This is a genomic window from Belnapia rosea, assembly GCF_900101615.1.
GTDB classification, from domain to species: Bacteria; Pseudomonadota; Alphaproteobacteria; order Acetobacterales; family Acetobacteraceae; genus Belnapia; species Belnapia rosea.
The window spans coordinates 24,974-40,774 of sequence record NZ_FMZX01000020.1 but is presented as its reverse complement, the minus strand read 5'-3'; the positions used below and the strand labels follow the sequence as shown (position 1 = coordinate 40,774).

At 70.3% G+C, this 15,801-nt stretch carries 15 protein-coding genes; 11 read left to right on the top strand and 4 right to left on the bottom strand.

The genetic code is table 11. From position 1 onward, the window contains the following. The first annotated feature begins 9 nt into the window (after window positions 1-9). From BLR02_RS22595 to BLR02_RS22570, 6 genes are all read left to right on the top strand, one after another. Complete coding sequence (locus tag BLR02_RS22595; RefSeq protein WP_090664734.1) at window positions 10-1,623, top strand: ABC transporter substrate-binding protein; 1,614 nt, start codon at window positions 10-12, stop codon at window positions 1,621-1,623. 24 nt (window positions 1,624-1,647) lie between these two features. Next, the gene (locus BLR02_RS22590; protein WP_456303802.1) at window positions 1,648-2,622 is read left to right on the top strand and encodes an ABC transporter permease; all 975 of its coding nucleotides are present in this window, start codon (window positions 1,648-1,650) and stop codon (window positions 2,620-2,622) included. Beyond that, window positions 2,619-3,449, top strand: a complete 831-nt coding sequence (locus BLR02_RS22585; protein ID WP_090664733.1) for an ABC transporter permease — start codon at window positions 2,619-2,621, stop codon at window positions 3,447-3,449. Before BLR02_RS22590 ends, BLR02_RS22585 begins: the two co-directional genes overlap by 4 nt. Further along, window positions 3,446-5,059: an ABC transporter ATP-binding protein gene (locus BLR02_RS22580; RefSeq protein ID WP_245704908.1), complete on the top strand. Its 1,614-nt coding sequence runs from the start codon at window positions 3,446-3,448 to the stop codon at window positions 5,057-5,059. The genes BLR02_RS22585 and BLR02_RS22580 overlap by 4 nt, the downstream gene beginning before the upstream one ends. Before the next feature lie 98 nt (window positions 5,060-5,157). Next, window positions 5,158-6,660 carry a flavin-containing monooxygenase gene (locus BLR02_RS22575; RefSeq protein ID WP_090569549.1) on the top strand — a complete coding sequence of 501 codons (1,503 nt, stop codon included), beginning with the start codon at window positions 5,158-5,160 and terminating at the stop codon, window positions 6,658-6,660. A 5-nt stretch (window positions 6,661-6,665) separates the two neighbouring features. Beyond that, window positions 6,666-7,241, top strand: coding sequence for a YIP1 family protein (locus BLR02_RS22570; RefSeq protein ID WP_176849742.1), 576 nt, complete (start codon window positions 6,666-6,668; stop codon window positions 7,239-7,241). Window position 7,242: 1 nt separating this feature from the next. Here the strand turns inward: BLR02_RS22570 and BLR02_RS28840 are convergent, their stop codons facing one another. The 4 genes from BLR02_RS28840 to BLR02_RS22555 form a co-directional block, all read right to left on the bottom strand. After that, complete coding sequence (locus BLR02_RS28840) at window positions 7,243-7,419, bottom strand: NAD-glutamate dehydrogenase (RefSeq protein ID WP_143018243.1); 177 nt, start codon at window positions 7,417-7,419, stop codon at window positions 7,243-7,245. Window positions 7,420-7,541: 122 nt separating this feature from the next. After that, window positions 7,542-9,371: a translational GTPase TypA gene (typA, locus tag BLR02_RS22565; RefSeq protein WP_090664731.1), complete on the bottom strand. Its 1,830-nt coding sequence runs from the start codon at window positions 9,369-9,371 to the stop codon at window positions 7,542-7,544. A 225-nt stretch (window positions 9,372-9,596) separates the two neighbouring features. Then, the gene (locus tag BLR02_RS22560; RefSeq protein WP_090664730.1) at window positions 9,597-10,484 is read right to left on the bottom strand and encodes a hypothetical protein; all 888 of its coding nucleotides are present in this window, start codon (window positions 10,482-10,484) and stop codon (window positions 9,597-9,599) included. A gap of 101 nt (window positions 10,485-10,585) precedes the next feature. After that, window positions 10,586-11,599, bottom strand: a complete 1,014-nt coding sequence (locus BLR02_RS22555; protein WP_090664729.1) for an adenosine kinase — start codon at window positions 11,597-11,599, stop codon at window positions 10,586-10,588. A 145-nt stretch (window positions 11,600-11,744) separates the two neighbouring features. On the opposite strand from BLR02_RS22555, the gene BLR02_RS22550 reads away from it, so the two are divergent. The 5 genes from BLR02_RS22550 (at window position 11,745) to BLR02_RS22530 (ending at window position 15,783) form a co-directional block, all read left to right on the top strand. Beyond that, on the top strand, window positions 11,745-12,437 hold the full coding sequence (locus tag BLR02_RS22550; RefSeq protein WP_245704907.1) for an EI24 domain-containing protein: 693 nt from the start codon (window positions 11,745-11,747) through the stop codon (window positions 12,435-12,437). 127 nt (window positions 12,438-12,564) lie between these two features. After that, the gene (locus BLR02_RS22545; RefSeq protein WP_245704906.1) at window positions 12,565-13,230 is read left to right on the top strand and encodes a bactofilin family protein; all 666 of its coding nucleotides are present in this window, start codon (window positions 12,565-12,567) and stop codon (window positions 13,228-13,230) included. Between the two features lie 117 nt (window positions 13,231-13,347). Further along, window positions 13,348-13,827: a hypothetical protein gene (locus tag BLR02_RS22540; protein WP_090664728.1), complete on the top strand. Its 480-nt coding sequence runs from the start codon at window positions 13,348-13,350 to the stop codon at window positions 13,825-13,827. Then, a complete protein-coding gene (locus BLR02_RS22535; protein ID WP_090569534.1) occupies window positions 13,828-14,763 on the top strand; it encodes an AEC family transporter in 936 nt (311 codons plus the stop codon). A gap of 54 nt (window positions 14,764-14,817) precedes the next feature. Further along, entirely contained in the window at window positions 14,818-15,783 is a 966-nt protein-coding gene (locus tag BLR02_RS22530; protein ID WP_090664727.1) for a Bug family tripartite tricarboxylate transporter substrate binding protein, read from the top strand. Window positions 15,784-15,801: the final 18 nt, after the last annotated feature.

The following is a 15,801-nucleotide window of genomic DNA, read 5'->3' as shown; positions in this document are numbered from 1 at the left end:
AGCGGGATCATGGAGTTGAGGCGGAGGCAGGCGCTGACCGGCGCGGGCGGCATCGCATTGGGTGGGCTGATGCCAGGCCTTGCCTTCGGCCAGGGCGCGCCACAGCGCGGCGGCACCCTCACCGTCCAGATCGTCGGCGAGCAGCGGGTGCTGAACCCGGCAATCCAGGCCTCGACCGGCGTCTATGTCATGGCCTCCAAGATGGTCGAACCACTGGTCGATCTCGACGCCGCCGGCGAGCCGACCGGCGTGCTGGCTGAGCGCTGGGACAGTGCGCCGGACGGCCTCACCCACACCTTCCATCTGCGCCGCGGCGTCACCTGGCATGACGGCAAGCCCTTCACCTCGAAGGACGTGCAGTTCAGCGCCATGGAGTGCTGGAAGAAGATTCTCAACTACGGCACCACCCTCTACCTCTTCCTCGAAGCGGTGGAGACGCCGGACGAGCACACCGCCGTCTTCAAATTCAGCAGGCCGATGCCGCAGGGCCTGCTGCTGCGGGCGCTGCCGGATCTCGGCCATGTCATCCCGGCGCATGTCTATGAAGGCGCCGATATCCGCGCCAACCCGGCGAATACCGCGCCGATCGGCACCGGCCCCTTCAAATTCGTCGAGTACCAGCGCGGCCAGTATCTGCTGGCCGAGCGCAACCCGAATTACTGGCGTGGCAACGGGCTGCCCTATCTCGACCGCATCGTATGGCGTTTCATCTCGGACCGTGCGGCGGCCGCGGCGGCCATCGAGAGCGGGCAGGTGCAATTCAGCCCCTATTCCGGCCTGTCCCTCTCCGACATCGCGCGTCTGTCGAAGGATGCGCGCTTCACCGTCGGGACCAAGGGCAACGAGGGCAACACGGCGCATACCGTCTGCGAATACAACCTCCGCCGGAAGGAGCTGTCGGATGTCCGGGTGCGGCGGGCCATCGCCCATGCGCTCGACCTCGACTTCTTCGTCGAGAATTTCCTCTTCGGCTACGCCAGGCTCGGCACCGGGCCGATCCCCTCCTCCTCGGCGCCCTTCTACGTGCCGCGGCCGGCGCCCTACCCCTTCGACAAGGCCAGGGCCGAGGCGCTGCTGGACGAGGCGGGCTACAAGCGCCCCTCACGCAACGGCCAGCGCTTCGCCCAGCCGCTGAAGCTGCTGCCGGCGCCCTGGGGCGAGTACACGCTGAACTTTGCCACCTTCATCCAGCAGAGCCTGCGCGAGATCGGCATCCGCGTGGAGATCGAGGCCCGCGACGCACCCGGCTTCCTCACCGGCGTCTACCGCAACCACGATTTCGACCTGACGACGGGCTGGCACCAGTACCGGAACGATCCAGCGGTCTCCACCACCGTCTGGTTCCGCACCGGCAGCCCGGTCGGGGCGCCCTGGACCAACCAGTATGGCTACGACAATCCGGAGATGGACCGCACCATCGACGCTGCGGCGACGGAACTCGACCCGGCGCGGCGCAAGTCGCTCTATCAGGATTTCGTCAAGCTCGCGATCGACGACCTGCCGGTGCACATGGCGGTGGAGCACGCCTTCATCAGCGTCTACTCGAAGCGGCTGATGAACAGCCACACCAACCCGCGCTGGGCCTCTTCCTCCTGGGCGGATGCCTGGTTGGCGCCAGCGTGAGGTCCCGGACATGAGGAGGGGGGCATGATGCGGCTTGCCGCGCTGGCGCTGCGCCGCCTGGCGCAGTCGCTGCCGGTGCTGGCCGTCATCCTGGTCGGCCTGTTCCTGCTGCTGCAGCTGGCGCCAGGCGATACCGTCGATGCGCTGATGGCGCAGATGGGCGGCGGCAGCGCCGAGGATGCGGCGCGGCTGCGGGAGCAGTACGGGCTGGACGCCGGCGTCGCCGTGCAGCTCGGCCGCTACCTGCTGCGGCTGGCGAGCTTCGACCTCGGGCAATCCGCGATCTACGGCAAGCCGGTGGCGAGCGTGATCGGGGAGAGGCTGGCGGTCACGGCCCTCTTCATGTCCTGCGCGCTGGCCTTCGCCTTCGCCGCCGGGCTGGTGCTCGGCGTGCTGGCGGCGCGGCGGGTGAATGGCTGGCCGGACACGCTGATCTCGACGCTCGGCCTCGTCTTCTACGCCATTCCCTCCTTCTGGCTCGGGCTGATGCTGATCGTGCTGTTCAGCGTGAAGCTGGCCTGGCTGCCGCCGGGCGGGTTCGAGACCATCGGCGCGGGGCTGACCGGCCTTGCCCGTGTGGCCGATATCGCCACCCATCTCGTCCTGCCGGTGGTCTCGCTCGCGCTGATCTTCCTCGCCATCTACCTCCGCCTCATGCGCGCCTCGATGCTCGAGGTGATGAGCCTCGACTTCGTCCGCACTGCCCGCGCCAAGGGCCTGCCGGAGGGCAAGGTGCTGCGGCGCCATGTGCTGCGGAACGCCCTGCTGCCGATGGTGACCTTCGTCGGGTTGCAGTTCAGCACCATGCTCGGCGGCAGCGTGGTCATCGAGAGCGTCTTCTCCCTGCCCGGCCTCGGGCGGCTGGCCTTCGAGAGCGTGGTGCAGCGGGACCTCAACACGCTGCTCGGCATCGTCCTCGTCTCCGCCCTGCTGGTGATCCTGGTGAATTTCGTGGTCGATCTCCTCTATGCGCGGCTCGACCCGCGGATCGGCGCATGAAGGCCCTCCGGGCCTATCTACGCAGCCCGGCCGGGATCATCGGCGCGGTGCTGCTCATCGCCGTCATCGCCGCCGCCCTCTCGGCCGATGCCCTCTTCCCGCGCGACCCGCTGGCCCTCGCCGGCCGGCCGCTGCAATGGCCCGGCGCCAACCCGCGCCTGCCGCTCGGGACGGACAATCTCGGCCGCGACATCGCCGGCTTCCTGTTCCACGGTGCCCGAGTCTCGCTGCTGATCGGCCTCGTCGCCTCGGTGGTTGCGGTCGGGATCGGCGTGCTGGTCGGGGCCGTCGCCGGCTTCTATGGCGGCTGGGTGGACGACCTGCTGATGCGCATCACCGAGGCCTTCCAGACGGTGCCGAACTTCATCCTGCTGCTGGTCCTCGTCGCCGTCTTCGGCTCGGAGCTGTCGGTCATCACCATCGCCATCGGCCTGGTCGGCTGGACGGCGCCCTGCCGGCTGGTGCGGGCGGAATTCCTCTCCCTCAGGAACCGCGAATTCGTCCTTGCCGCGCGGGGGCTCGGCATGCGCGACATGCCGCTGATCCTCGGCGAGGTCCTGCCCAATGCCCTGCCGCCGGTCATCGTCTACGCCAGCGTCGTCATGGCCATCGCCATCCTGCTCGAGAGCGCCCTCGCCTTCCTCGGCCTGTCGGACCCCAACATCGCCTCCTGGGGCAACATGATCGGCGCCGGGCGTTCCGTCCTGCGGACCGAATGGTATGTCTCGGCCATCCCTGGCGCTGCCATCCTCGTCACCGTGCTGGCCTTCAGCCTGGTCGGCCAGGGGCTGAACGATGCGCTGAACCCCAGGATGCAGGTGCTGTGAGCGCGCCGCTGCTCTCGCTGCGCGGTGTTTCGGTCCGGCTGCCGCGCGGGGCGGACCGCGAATTCGCCCTTCAGGACGTGGACCTCGACGTCGCGGCGGGCGAGATCCTCTGCGTCGTCGGCGAGAGCGGCTCCGGCAAGTCGCTCACCGCCACGGCGATTCTCGGCCTGCTGCCGGCCCCGCGGGTGACGCTGGCCGGCGGGCGGATCCTGTTCGAGGGCGAGGATCTCGCGCGCCTTCCGCCGGCCCGCCTCCGCGCGATCCGCGGCGCCCGCATCGGCATGATCTTCCAGGAACCGATGACGGCGCTGAACCCGGTGATGCCCGTCGGGCGGCAGATCGCCGAGGTGTTGGAGGAGCATGGCGGCGACCTTGCCCGCGTGCCCGCCCTGCTGGCCGAGGTCGGCATCCCCGACCCGCCCGCCGCCGCCCGCGCCTATCCGCATGAGCTCTCGGGCGGCCAGCGTCAGCGGGCGATGATCGCCATGGCCCTGGCGATGGAGCCGCGCCTGCTCATCGCCGACGAGCCGACCACCGCCCTCGACGTCACCACCCAGGCCCGCATCCTGGCGCTGATCCGCGAGATCCAGGCCCGGCGCGGCACCGGCGTGTTGTTCATCACCCATGACTTCGGCGTGGTGGCGGAGATCGCCGACCGCGTCGCGGTGATGCAGCGCGGCCGCATCGTCGAGACCGGCCCCGCCCGGCAGGTACTCGAGGCGCCCAGCCATCCCTATACCCGCGCCCTCATCGCCGCGGTGCCGCCGCTCGCCCCGCCCCGCCGCCCGGCCACGCCCCCCGGCCCGGCCGTGCTGGAGGTGGAGGATCTGCGGAAGACCTATCGCAGCGGCGGCCTCTTCGCCCGGCGGCGCAGCGTGGAAGCCCTCAAGGGCGTCTCCTTTACCCTGCATCGGGGCGAGACGCTTGGCATCGTCGGCGAGAGCGGCTCCGGCAAGTCCACCATCGCCCGCGCCCTGGTCCGCCTGTTGCCGACCGATGGCGGCAGTATTCGGCTGGACGGGGCGGAGCTGCGCGCCACCTCCCGCGCCGCCTTCCGGCCCATGACGCGGCACATCCAGATGGTCTTCCAGGACCCCTTCGCCTCGCTCAACCCGCGCCGGCGGGCCGGCGACCTTATCGCCCAGGGCCCGCGCATCCATGGCGCCTCCCGCGCGGAGGCCCGCGCCAGGGCGGTGCGGATGCTGGAGCTGGTCGGTCTCGACCCTTCGGCGGCCGACCGCTTCCCGCACGAGTTCAGCGGCGGCCAGCGCCAGCGCATCGGCCTGGCCCGGGCGCTCGCGCTGGAGCCCGCGGTGCTGGTAGCGGATGAGCCTGTCTCGGCGCTCGACGTCTCCGTCCAGGCCCAGGTGCTGCGGCTGCTGGCCGAGCTGAAGGCGCGCCTTTCCCTTTCGCTGGTGTTCATCACCCACGACCTCCGCGTCGCCGCGCAGGTCTGTGATCGCATCCTCGTGATGCATCGGGGCGAGATGGTCGAGCAGGGCGAGACCGCCATCCTCTTCGCCGCCCCACAGCACCCTTACACCCAGGCCTTGCTCGCCAGCGTGCCCGGCCGCACCTGGACGCCGACGGGGCCGGAGGCTCTTGTCTGAGATGCCACCGTCGATCCTGCTTGCTCGACCGATAGGCTGCTACCATTATCTGCGGGACAGGCGCCCGCCAGACGGTGCCCCAGCAAGGATCAGGGACGATGTCCGAAGCCGCAACTCTTGAAAGGCCCTCCTCGCAGCCGGCTGAGCATGTCGATGTGCTGATCGTCGGCGCCGGCATCTCCGGGGTGGGCGGTGCCTACCACCTGAAGACCCAATGCCCGGGCACCAGCTTCACCGTGCTGGAAACCGAGGAAACCTATGGCGGCACCTGGTGGACGCATAAGTATCCTGGCATCCGCTCGGACAGCGACCTGCATACCTTCGGTTACCGCTTCAAGCCCTGGACCGGCACGCCCATCGCGACCGCCGAGGAAATCCGGAAATATATGGGCGACGTGATCGAGGAGAACGGCCTCGACCGCCATATCCGGTACAACCACAGGATCCATTCCGCCCATTGGTCCAGCGCCGACAATCTGTGGACCATCGAGGCGACGCGCCGCGACACCGGGGAGACGGTCACCATCACCGCCGGCTTCCTCTGGATGTGCCAGGGCTATTACCGTCATGGCCAGGGCTACATGCCCGACTGGGCAGGGAAGGAGCGCTTCCGTGGCCAACTCGTCCATTCCGAGAGCTGGCCGGAAGGGCTGGACTATGCCGGGAAGCGCGTCCTCGTCATCGGCTCCGGCGCTTCGGCTGCGACCATCGTGCCGGCCATGGCTGGCAAGGCGGCGCATGTGACGATGCTGCAGCGCTCGCCCACCTATTTCCGCACGGGCCGCAACGCGATCGAACTGGCCGAGGAGTTGCGCAAGCTGCAGGTGGACGAGACCTGGATCCACGAGATCGTCCGCCGCAAGATCCTGCTGGAGCAGACGGTCTTCACCGAGCGCTGCTTCAACGAGCCGGACGCGGTGAAGGCGGAGATGCTGGCCAATCTCCGCAGCATCCTTGGCCCCGACTACGATATCGGCACGCATTTCACCCCGAGCTACCGGCCCTGGCGCCAGCGCATCGCCTTCGTCCCGGATGCCGACCTGTTCCAGGCCGTGGCGCGCGGCGAGGCCTCGGTGGTCACCGACGAAATCGAGCATTTCGACGAGACGGGCATCCAGCTGAAATCCGGCCAGCATCTGGAGGCGGATATCATCGTCGCCGCCACCGGCTTCGATCTCAATGTGCTCGGCGACATTGCCTTCGAGATCGACGGCAAGCCGCTCGCCTTCCATGAGACGGTGACCTATCGCGGCATGATGTTCACCGGCATCCCCAACATGGCCTGGGTCTTCGGCTATTTCCGCGCGAGCTGGACATTGCGGGCCGACCTCGTCGGCGATTTCGTCTGCCGGCTGCTGAAGCATATGGAGGCGAAGGGCGCCCGGCGCGTCGAGGTGGCACTGCGACCCGAGGACAAGGACATGCCGATCCTGCCCTGGATCGACCCCGAGAACTTCAATCCGGGCTACCTGATGCGCGGCATGCACCTGCTGCCCAAGCGTGGTGACAAGCCGGAATGGCAGCACACCCAGGACTATTGGTCGGAGAAGGATGCCTTCGCCGCCATCGACCTGGACGACGCCGCCTTCGTCTATCGCTGAACGCCATGCCCATGACATTCCTCGACCGCGCGAAGGCGCTGCTCCAACGGCCCGAGCAGGAATGGCGCGCGATCGCGGCCGAGCCGGCGGATACGGCGAGCCTGTTCAAAGGCTACGCCATGCCGCTCTCGGCCTTGCCGGCGGTGGCGGGCTTCATCGGCTCGGCCATCTTCGCCGGCTATCTGGGTAGCGTGCTCGGCGCGCCGGTCGGCATCTTCAGCCTGCTGGTGAACGCCATCCTCGGCTACCTGCTGGGGCTGCTCGGCCTCTGGCTGTGGGGCAAGGTGGTGCAGGCGCTGTCGCCACGCTTCGGCGGCACGGCGGACGAGACGGCGGCAATGAAGCTTGCGGTCCATACGCCGACGGCGGCCTGGCTGGCTGGCATCTTCGCCATCATCCCGCCGCTGGCGATCCTCGCCCTGCTCGGGCTCTACAGCCTCTACACCTTCTACAAAGGTGCGCCGCTGGTGCTGGGGGTGCCGCAGGACCGGGTGATGGCCTTCACCGTGGCGGCCGTGCTGGTCGGGATCGTGGTGAATGTCGTCGTAGGGCTGCTGGCAGGGCTCGCCCTGAGCTTTTGACTCAGGCGCCCGGTGCCCAAAGGGTGCCTCCCGTCAGCCAGGAATAGAAATCGACCGGCTGAGCCGGGCGGGCCTCGGCCCTCCGCTCCGGCTCGGCAGCCGGCCGCTGCTCCTCGGCACGGATGGCTTCGAGCCGGGCTCGGATGGCAGGGAAGTCCTCGGCAATCGGCGTCGTCACGGACAGGCATCCTCGGTGCAGATCTGGAAGGTTCCGGCATCTTATCACCGAAGCCTTCCTGGATCATGGACAAGGATGCCGCATCTGGCCGCGGCACCGCATCGCGGTGCCACGGCCGCCACTCACGCCGCCTCGCTGTCCGAGCGGCGGGCGTGCTTCTTGCGCTCATGCGGGTCGAGGTAGCGCTTGCGCAGGCGAATGGCGCCCGGCGTCACCTCCACCAGCTCGTCATCCTCGATATAGGCGATGGCCTGCTCGAGGCTCATCCGCCGCGGTGGGATCAGCAGCAGCGCCTCATCCTTGCCGGCGGCGCGGATGTTGGTGAGCTTCTTCTCCTTGATCGGGTTCACGTCCAGGTCGTTGTCCCGGCTGTGCTCGCCGAGGATCATGCCGACATAGACCTTGACGCCCGGATCGACGAAGAGCGTGCCGCGCTCCTGCAGGTAGAACAGCGCGTACTGGATCGCCTCGCCATCGGAGTTGGAGATCAGCGAGCCGTTGCGCCGCCCCTCGATCGGCCCCGCCCAGGGGAAGTAGCCGAGGAACAGCCGGTTCATCATGCCCGTGCCGCGCGTGTCGGTCATGAACTCGCCGTGGTAGCCGATGAGGCCACGCGAGGGGATGTGGAAGGTCAGCCGCACCTTGCCGCCACCCGAGGGCCGCATGTCCTGCATCTGGCCCTTGCGCTGAGACATCTTCTCGACGACGACGCCGGAATAGGCCTCGTCCACGTCGATCAGCGCCTCCTCGAAGGGCTCCTCGCGCTCGCCCGTCTCCGTGTTGTCGCGGGTCAGGACGCGGGGGCGACCGATGGTCAGCTCGAAGCCCTCGCGCCGCATCTGCTCGATCAGAACACCGAGCTGGAGCTCGCCGCGCCCGGCGACCTCGAAGGCGTCCACCTCCTCGCTGACCTTCACGCGGATGGCGACGTTGCCCTCGGTCTCCTTGAAAAGCCGGTCGCGGATCTGCCGCGACGTCACCTTCTTGCCCTCGCGACCCCCAAGCGGGCCGTCATTGATACGAAAGGTCATGGCCAGCGTCGGCGGGTCGACCGGGATGGCGGGCAGCGGCTCCGTCACCTCGGGCGAGGCGATGGTGTCGGGGATGGTCGCGTCGGACAGGCCGGCGATGGCGATGATGTCGCCCGCCTGGACCTCCTCGACCGGCACGCGGTCGAGGCCGGAGAAGGTCATCAGCTTGGTCAGGCGGCCGCTCTCGACCACCGTGCCGTCCTGGCGCAGCACGCGGACCGGCATGTTGACCCGGGCGGTGCCCTGCTCGACGCGGCCGGTGAGGATGCGGCCAAGGAAGTTGTCGCTCTCGAGGATCGAAGCGTTCATCGCGAAGGGCTTCTCGAGATCGACCTTCGGCGCCGGCACATGGCTGAGGATCAGGTCGAACATCGGCGAGAGGTCCTTGCGGGCCCCCTCCAGCTCGAGATCCGCCCAGCCCTGGCGGCCGGAGGCGAACAGCGTGTGGAAGTCGAGCTGCTCGTCGGTGGCGCCCAGCGCGGCGAAAAGGTCGAAGACCTCGTTGTGCACCTCGTCCGGGCGCGCGTCCTGGCGGTCGACCTTGTTGATGACGACGATCGGGCGGAGGCCACGGGCCAGCGCCTTGGTCAGCACGAACTTGGTCTGCGGCAGCGGCCCCTCGGCGGCATCGCACAGCACGATGGCGCCATCGACCATGGAGAGGATGCGTTCCACCTCGCCGCCGAAATCGGCGTGGCCGGGGGTGTCGACGATGTTGATCTTGACGCCTTTCCACTCAACGGCAGTGGACTTGGCGAGGATGGTGATGCCGCGCTCGCGCTCCAGGTCGTTGCGGTCGAGCGCACGCTCGGCGACAGCCTGGTTGGCGCGGAAGGCGCCGGCCTGCTTCAGCAGATTGTCCACCAGGGTCGTCTTGCCATGGTCGACATGCGCGATGATCGCGACGTTACGGATTTCCATTGCGGGGCCTTGATTCCCTTGCCGCCGCAACGCAAAGCGAAGCCCGGCCTCATCAGCCGGAGGCGGCTGAGGGTCGGGCAGAGCAGGCTGACGGCTTGTTGCGGCGCACACATAGGGCTTCGCCGCGGAAAAAGCGAGCGCCGCATGCAGGAAATCCCATGCACACGGCGCTCGCCTTGCATGCGGCGCCGTTTTCGGGGCGGAAAGCGGCGCTGCCGTCGGCGGTTAGCGCGCCGGCTGGCCGCCCGTGCCGCCGGACTGGTTGCCGGTCGGCGGGGTGGTGGCGCCGCTGGCATTGCCACTGCTCGGCGTCCCCGTGGTCACGGCCCCGCCGCTGCTGCTGCGGCCGCTGCCGGTGACCTGCGGCGTCGGGGTCGTACCGGGCTGGGGCGCCGCCCCGACCCCGCCGGAGCCGCGGTTGACGGTGCCATGGCTGGTGGCCGGGTCGCCATCCCGCCGGGTCCGCATGTCCTGCCCGCCGGACTGGACGCGGATGATGCCATCAGCCCGGCTCATCGAACTGCCGGCCCTGCCGCCATCCTGCATGGTCCGTCCGGGCATGCCCATGCCTTGGCCCATCGTCCCTTGGCCCATCCCTGAGCCCCCCATCGGCATGGTGCCGGAGGCATCGGCCCCGCTCATGCCGCCGTCACGGCGGAGGATGGCAAGGGCCTGCTCCATCTCGCGCTGGGCGCCCGCCCGGTCGCGGTTCTGGATGGCGCTGCGGGCCGAGGCCAGGCTGTCGAGCGCCGGGCTCCGCATCGGCTGGCCGGCGCGGTCGGCCGGGATGCTGCGGGTCAGCAGCCGCGTCTCGCTCTGCTCAAGCAGATCGGTCGCCTGGGCGGTGCGGCCGCGGCGCAGCGCCTCGCTCGCCTCCTCGACCAGGCCGGCGGCGTCCTGTCGGTTCTCCTCGCGCATCGCCCGCCGCTCGGCGCGGCGTTCGGCGCGCATGCCGTGATGGTGGCCATGATGCGGCATGGCGCGCTCGGCCGAGCCCTGCGGCGCAGGCGTCATGGGCGTCGTCATCGGCGCCGGGCTCATCTGGGCGAGGGCCGGCGCGGCCAGCAAGGTGATGCCGAGCGCGGTGGCAAGCAGTTCCGATTTCAGTCGCATGGGAGGCGTCTCCTTTGGCCACCGGCCAGCCGAAGACACTGCCGGGGCATGATGGCCCGTGGCGCCAGCCCCGCACTTGGCGAGGCGGCCCCGGGCCTGCCTCAGCCCAACACGGAGGAGACGGGGTGGTTCCCCGGAACGGCCGCAACCAGGGCTTGCAGATCAGCCTGGGGCCTTGCACCGAAATGCGAAATCACCTCGGCCGCAGCGATGGAGCCCCAGCGCCCGCATTCCGGCAGCGCCAGGCCGCGCGTCAGGGCAGCAAGGAAGCCGGCGGCATAGGCATCGCCTGCGCCGGTCGTGTCCACGACATCGGCCGGCGCCGCAGCCACCGCGTGCCGCTCGCCTCCAGCGAGGATCAGGCTGCCCTTCTCGCTCCGCGTCAGGGCCGCCAGCGCGACCTCCCGCGCGGCTTCCGCCGCCGCTGCCTCGAAATCGGTCCCGTAGAGCGCCGTGATCTCGCTCTCATTGGCGAACAGGATGTCGACCTCCTCCCGCACCAGTTGGCGGAAGGCATCGCGGTGCCGTTCGACGCAGAAGGCGTCCGAGAGGCTGAGAGCCACTTGCCGGCCGGCGGCATGCGCCGCCCGGGCCGCGGCGCGGAAGGCCTCCTGCGCCGCCGGCGGGTCGAAGAGATAGCCCTCGAGATAGGTGACCTTGGCCCGGCCCACCTCGGCCGGATCGACATCGGCCGGCGAGAAGGCGACGCAGGCGCCGAGATAGGTGTTCATCGTCCGCTGCGCGTCCGGCGTGACGAGGATGAGGCAGCGCGCGGTCGGCGCGTCGCCCGCGAGCGGCGCGGTGGGGAAATGCACCCCCGCCGCCCGGATGTCATGCGCGAAGACCCGCCCCAGCGCATCCTCCGCCACCTTGCCGAGGAAGCCGACCCGGGCGCCGAGCGCGGCGGCGACGGCGCAGGTATTGCCCGCCGAGCCGCCCGAGCTCTCGATGCCCGGCCCCATCCGGCCATAGAGGCCCTCGGCCTCCTCGGCCCCAATCAGCCGCATCCCTCCCTTCTCGAGCCCCTCGGCGGCGAGGAAGGCGTCAGCGGCACGGGCGAGCACATCGACGATCGCGTTGCCGATGCCGAGAATGTCGAGGGTGGGCTCGCTCATGGGACCTCATTGCGCGGTTGCATCCGGCGGCCTTGGGCGTTGTGCCCGTGGCGATGCGGGGATAGCCCCCGCCCCTGGCCGCCGCAACCACGGAGAGGATGCTGCCCATGCCCCAGCCCGCCTTCCCCCGCCGAGGATTTCCCGCATGATTGCCGCCTGCCTCCTTTCCCTCCGCCAGCTGGCCGACCCGGCCTTCCTCGGCCCACTGGCCAAGTCCTTCGGGGCAGCGCTGCTCGCCTTCCTCGGTCTGGCGGCGCTGGCCGCCTGGGCGGTCGCGGGCGCCGCCGGCGGCGATGGCTGGCTGGCCGGCATCGCCGGGGCGCTGGGCGGGCTGCTGGTGCTGGTGCTCGCCATCTGGCTCTTCGTGCCGGTGATGCTGGCGCTCTCGGGCCTCTTCCTCGATCCGGTGGCTGCGGCAGTCGAGCGGCGCTACTACCCGCATCTGCCGCCAGCCCTCGGGGCCAGCCTCATGGCCCAGACCCGGTTCAACATCGGCTTCGCGCTGAAGACCGGCGTGGTGACGCTGGCCGCCCTGCCGCTGCTCGCCTTCGCCCCGCCCTTCGGCGCGGTGGCGCTCTGGCTTATCTCGACCATCGCGCTCGGCCATGGCCTGTTCGAGGGAGTCGCTCAGCGCCGCATGCCGGTCGATGCGGCGCGGGTGGAGCGGCGGCGGAGGGAGGCGCCGGTGCTGGTGCTCGGCGCGCTGCTGGCGGCGCTCTCCCTGGTGCCCGGGCTGAACCTGCTGGTGCCCGTGCTGGGCACCGCGGCGATGACGCATCTGCTGCATCGTGGGCAGGAGCGGAGCGCGGCAGGGACGGCGCCGCAATTCCGCAGCTGAAATGCAGCGCGCCGTTGTGCCGGCGCAACCCGCCATGTTAGCCCGGGTCTCTCGGGACGCCGTGTGGGGATATGCGGCGCCCGTCGATGCGCCGCCGTGGCGCACCGCTGTGGATTTGGGGGACAGCATGGCCATTTTTGGCCGCAAACGCGAAGACGGGCCGGGCTCGCCGGCCAGCGACACGGGGACGGGCCAGGAAGCGGGCTTCCCGCCGGGTGCCGAGGATGCCGGCACGACCTCCGCCGCACGCGATGCCGATATCGGCGTGCCGCCCTTCCGCTCAACACTCAAGGACACGCCCATGATGTCGATGGCCCCGAAGCCGAACGCCGCCCCCGCCACGCCCAGCATGGCGCCTCGCCCGGCGGTACCGGCGGCCCCGATGGGCGTTCCGGCTCGCCCTCCGGCACGGCCCGACGCCGCCGAGCGCCGCACCCTGGTGGTCGGCCGCGGCATCAGCCTGCAGGGCACCGTCACCGATGCCGAGCGCCTGGTGGTTGAGGGCACGGTCGAGTCCGAGATGATCCACGCTGCCGAGCTCTATGTCGCGCCGACCGGCGTGTTCCGCGGCGAGGTCCAGGTCGAGGATGCCGAGATCGCCGGCCTGTTCGACGGCACCATCTCCGCCCGCGGCTCGCTCACCATTCGTGGCACCGGCAAGGTCAACGGCACCGCCCGCTACCGCAAGCTCTCCGTCGAGGAAGGCGGCCAGGTCTCCGGCCGCATGGAGATGATCAGCGAGGGCAGTGCCGCGCCGGCGCCCCGGCTGATGACCACCCCCGCCGAGGTCTGATGCCGGAGCGTGGCCACCCGCCGCGAGGCTGAGCCACGCAAAAGCCTGCCGCCTGCCTGGTCGCGCCGTCGGGGACAGCTCCGGCGGCGCGCCGCCCTCTCCGGAGCCCGCGCCGCCATGGCGCCCCGCCGCCGCACCCTCACGCTGCCGGCCATCGGCCTGCTCGGCGCCTGCGCCGCGCCGGAGGAGCGGGCCGATGCGCTCCGCGAAGCCTTCGAAAGCAGCCGTGCCAGCCTCGTCGCCATCGGCCCGGCTAGCGCCGCCCCGCCCATAGTTCCTGCACTGGCCCGTCCGCTGCCCGTCGCCACCAATCCCGCCGCGCCCCGGCCCGCCGCTGCCGTGGAGCTGCTCGGCCTCGGGCCCGACCTGCTGCGACGCTGGCTGGGCGAGCCCGCCTTCCGCCGCCGCGAGGGCAGCGCCGAGATCTGGCTCTATGCCGGCCCCGCCTGCGCCCTCGACGTGATCCTCTATCCGCAGGCCGGCCATCTCCGCGTCGCCCATGCCGCTGCACGGGCCAGCGGGACGGAGGCGCGGACCGAGGCGCATTGCCTGGGCGAGCTCGCAGGCCTGTCCCGCGCCACCGGCCGCGGCGCCTAGATGCTGCTCTACATCGACGTCTTCGTGCCACCCTTCGGGCTGCTGCTGCTCGGCGCGCTGCTCAAGCGCCACCTGCTGCCGCATGACGCCATCTGGGCCGGGATCGAGCGCCTGGTCTTCTGGGCGCTGATGCCGGCGCTGCTGGTTTCGGCCATCGCCTCGGTCGACATCCTCGCCCTGCCGATCGGCCGCATGGGGCTGGCGATCTGGCTCAGCCTGCTCACCGGCGGCGCCGTCAGCCTCCTGCTCGCCCGCGCCTTCCGGGTAGACCATCCCGCCGCCACCTCGGTCTTCCAGGGTGGCATCCGCTTCAACAACCTGATGGGCTTCGCCGTCATCGGCGGCATCTTCGGCGCGGGAGGAACGGCGCTCGGCGCCGTCGCCACCGGCCTCATCGTGCCCTTCGTGCAGACGCTGACGACGCTGGTCTTCGCCCTCGGGCCGGGGACCGGCGGGCGGCTCTCGCCACGGCGGGTGCTGCGGCAGCTGATGCTGAACCCGCTGCTGCTCGCCTGCCTCGCCGGCTTCGCCGTCGCGCTGCTTGGCGGCCTGCCGCCTGGGGTGAAGCCGCTGCTGCAGTCGCTCGGCCAGGCGTCGGTCGCGCTCGGCCTGCTCTGCGTCGGCGCGGCCCTCTCGCTCGGCACGCTCGGCGGCCGCCTGCCGCTGCAGCTCGCCACCACCGCGGTGAAGCTGCTGCTGATGCCGGCGCTGACCTTCGCCCTCGGCCGCTGGTTCGGGCTCGACCCGCTGCCGCTCGCCGCCGCCGTGACGTTCATGGCGCTGCCGACGGCGACCACCAGCTATGTCATGGCCCGCGCCATGGGCGGCGATGCTCCGCTGATGGCGGCGATCACCAGCCTCGAGCACCTCCTCGCCGTGGCGACGCTGCCCTGCTGGCTCCTGCTGCTACAAGCCCTCCTGCGCGGCGGATCGTGACGAAGGGCGATGGAATCCGCTAGATGCTGCATGGCGATACGGGGGCTTGAAGCGATGCTGGGACGACGCACTCTTCTCACCGGAATTGGCGGAGCGACGCTGGCCGGCATCGCGCGGGCGCAAGCCTTCCCCGACCGGCCGCTGCGCTGGATCGTCGGCTACCCGCCCGGTGGTGCCAGCGACACCTTCGCCCGGCTGATCGGCTCCCATATCGGGGCGAAGCTCGGCCAGAATGTGGTGGTGGAGAACCGCCCGGGTGGCGGCGCCGTCGTCGCCAGCGAAGCCGCAGCGCGCAGCGCACCGGATGGCTACACGCTGCTGCATGTCGACAACGGCATCCTGGTCTACAACCCGGCGCTCTACAGCCGCCTGCCCTTCGACCCGGACCGCGACTTCCAGGGTGTCGGCTTCATCGGCCGCTTCCCGCTCTTCCTCGTGGTGCGGCCGGACAACCCGGTGCGCGACTTCGCCGGCTTCCTTGCCGCCTCGAAGACGCGGCCGCCGAATTACGGCAGCCCCGCCGTCGCCTCGCCGCACCACCTCGCGATGGAGATGGTGAAGCGCCGCACCGGGCTCGAGGCGACGCATGTCCCCTATCGCGGCGGTCCGGCGGCGATGCAGGACCTGCTCGCCGGCAACCTCGAATCGGTCGTCATCGACTGCGCCTCCGGCATCCCCTTCATCACCTCGGGGCGGGTGAAGACCCTCTGCGTCTTCTCCGAGGCGCGCTCACCCCGTGCCCCAGATGTGCCGACGCTGCGCGAGCTCGGCCATGCCGATGCCGTGGCCTATGGCTGGCAGGGGATGAGCGTGCCGGCCGGCGTGCCCGCCCCCATCGTCGCCCGCCTCGCCGAGGCGCTGAAGGCCGGTGTCGGCGCGGATGACGTGCAGGCCCGCTACCGCGACCTCGGCATCGAGAGCGCGCCCTGGTCACCGGCCGAGTTCCAGGATTTCGTGAAGCGGGAGAATGCCGAATGGCGCCCGCTGATCCGCGACCTCGGCATCCGGCTGGACAGCTGAGCCGGCGCCTCCCTTGAA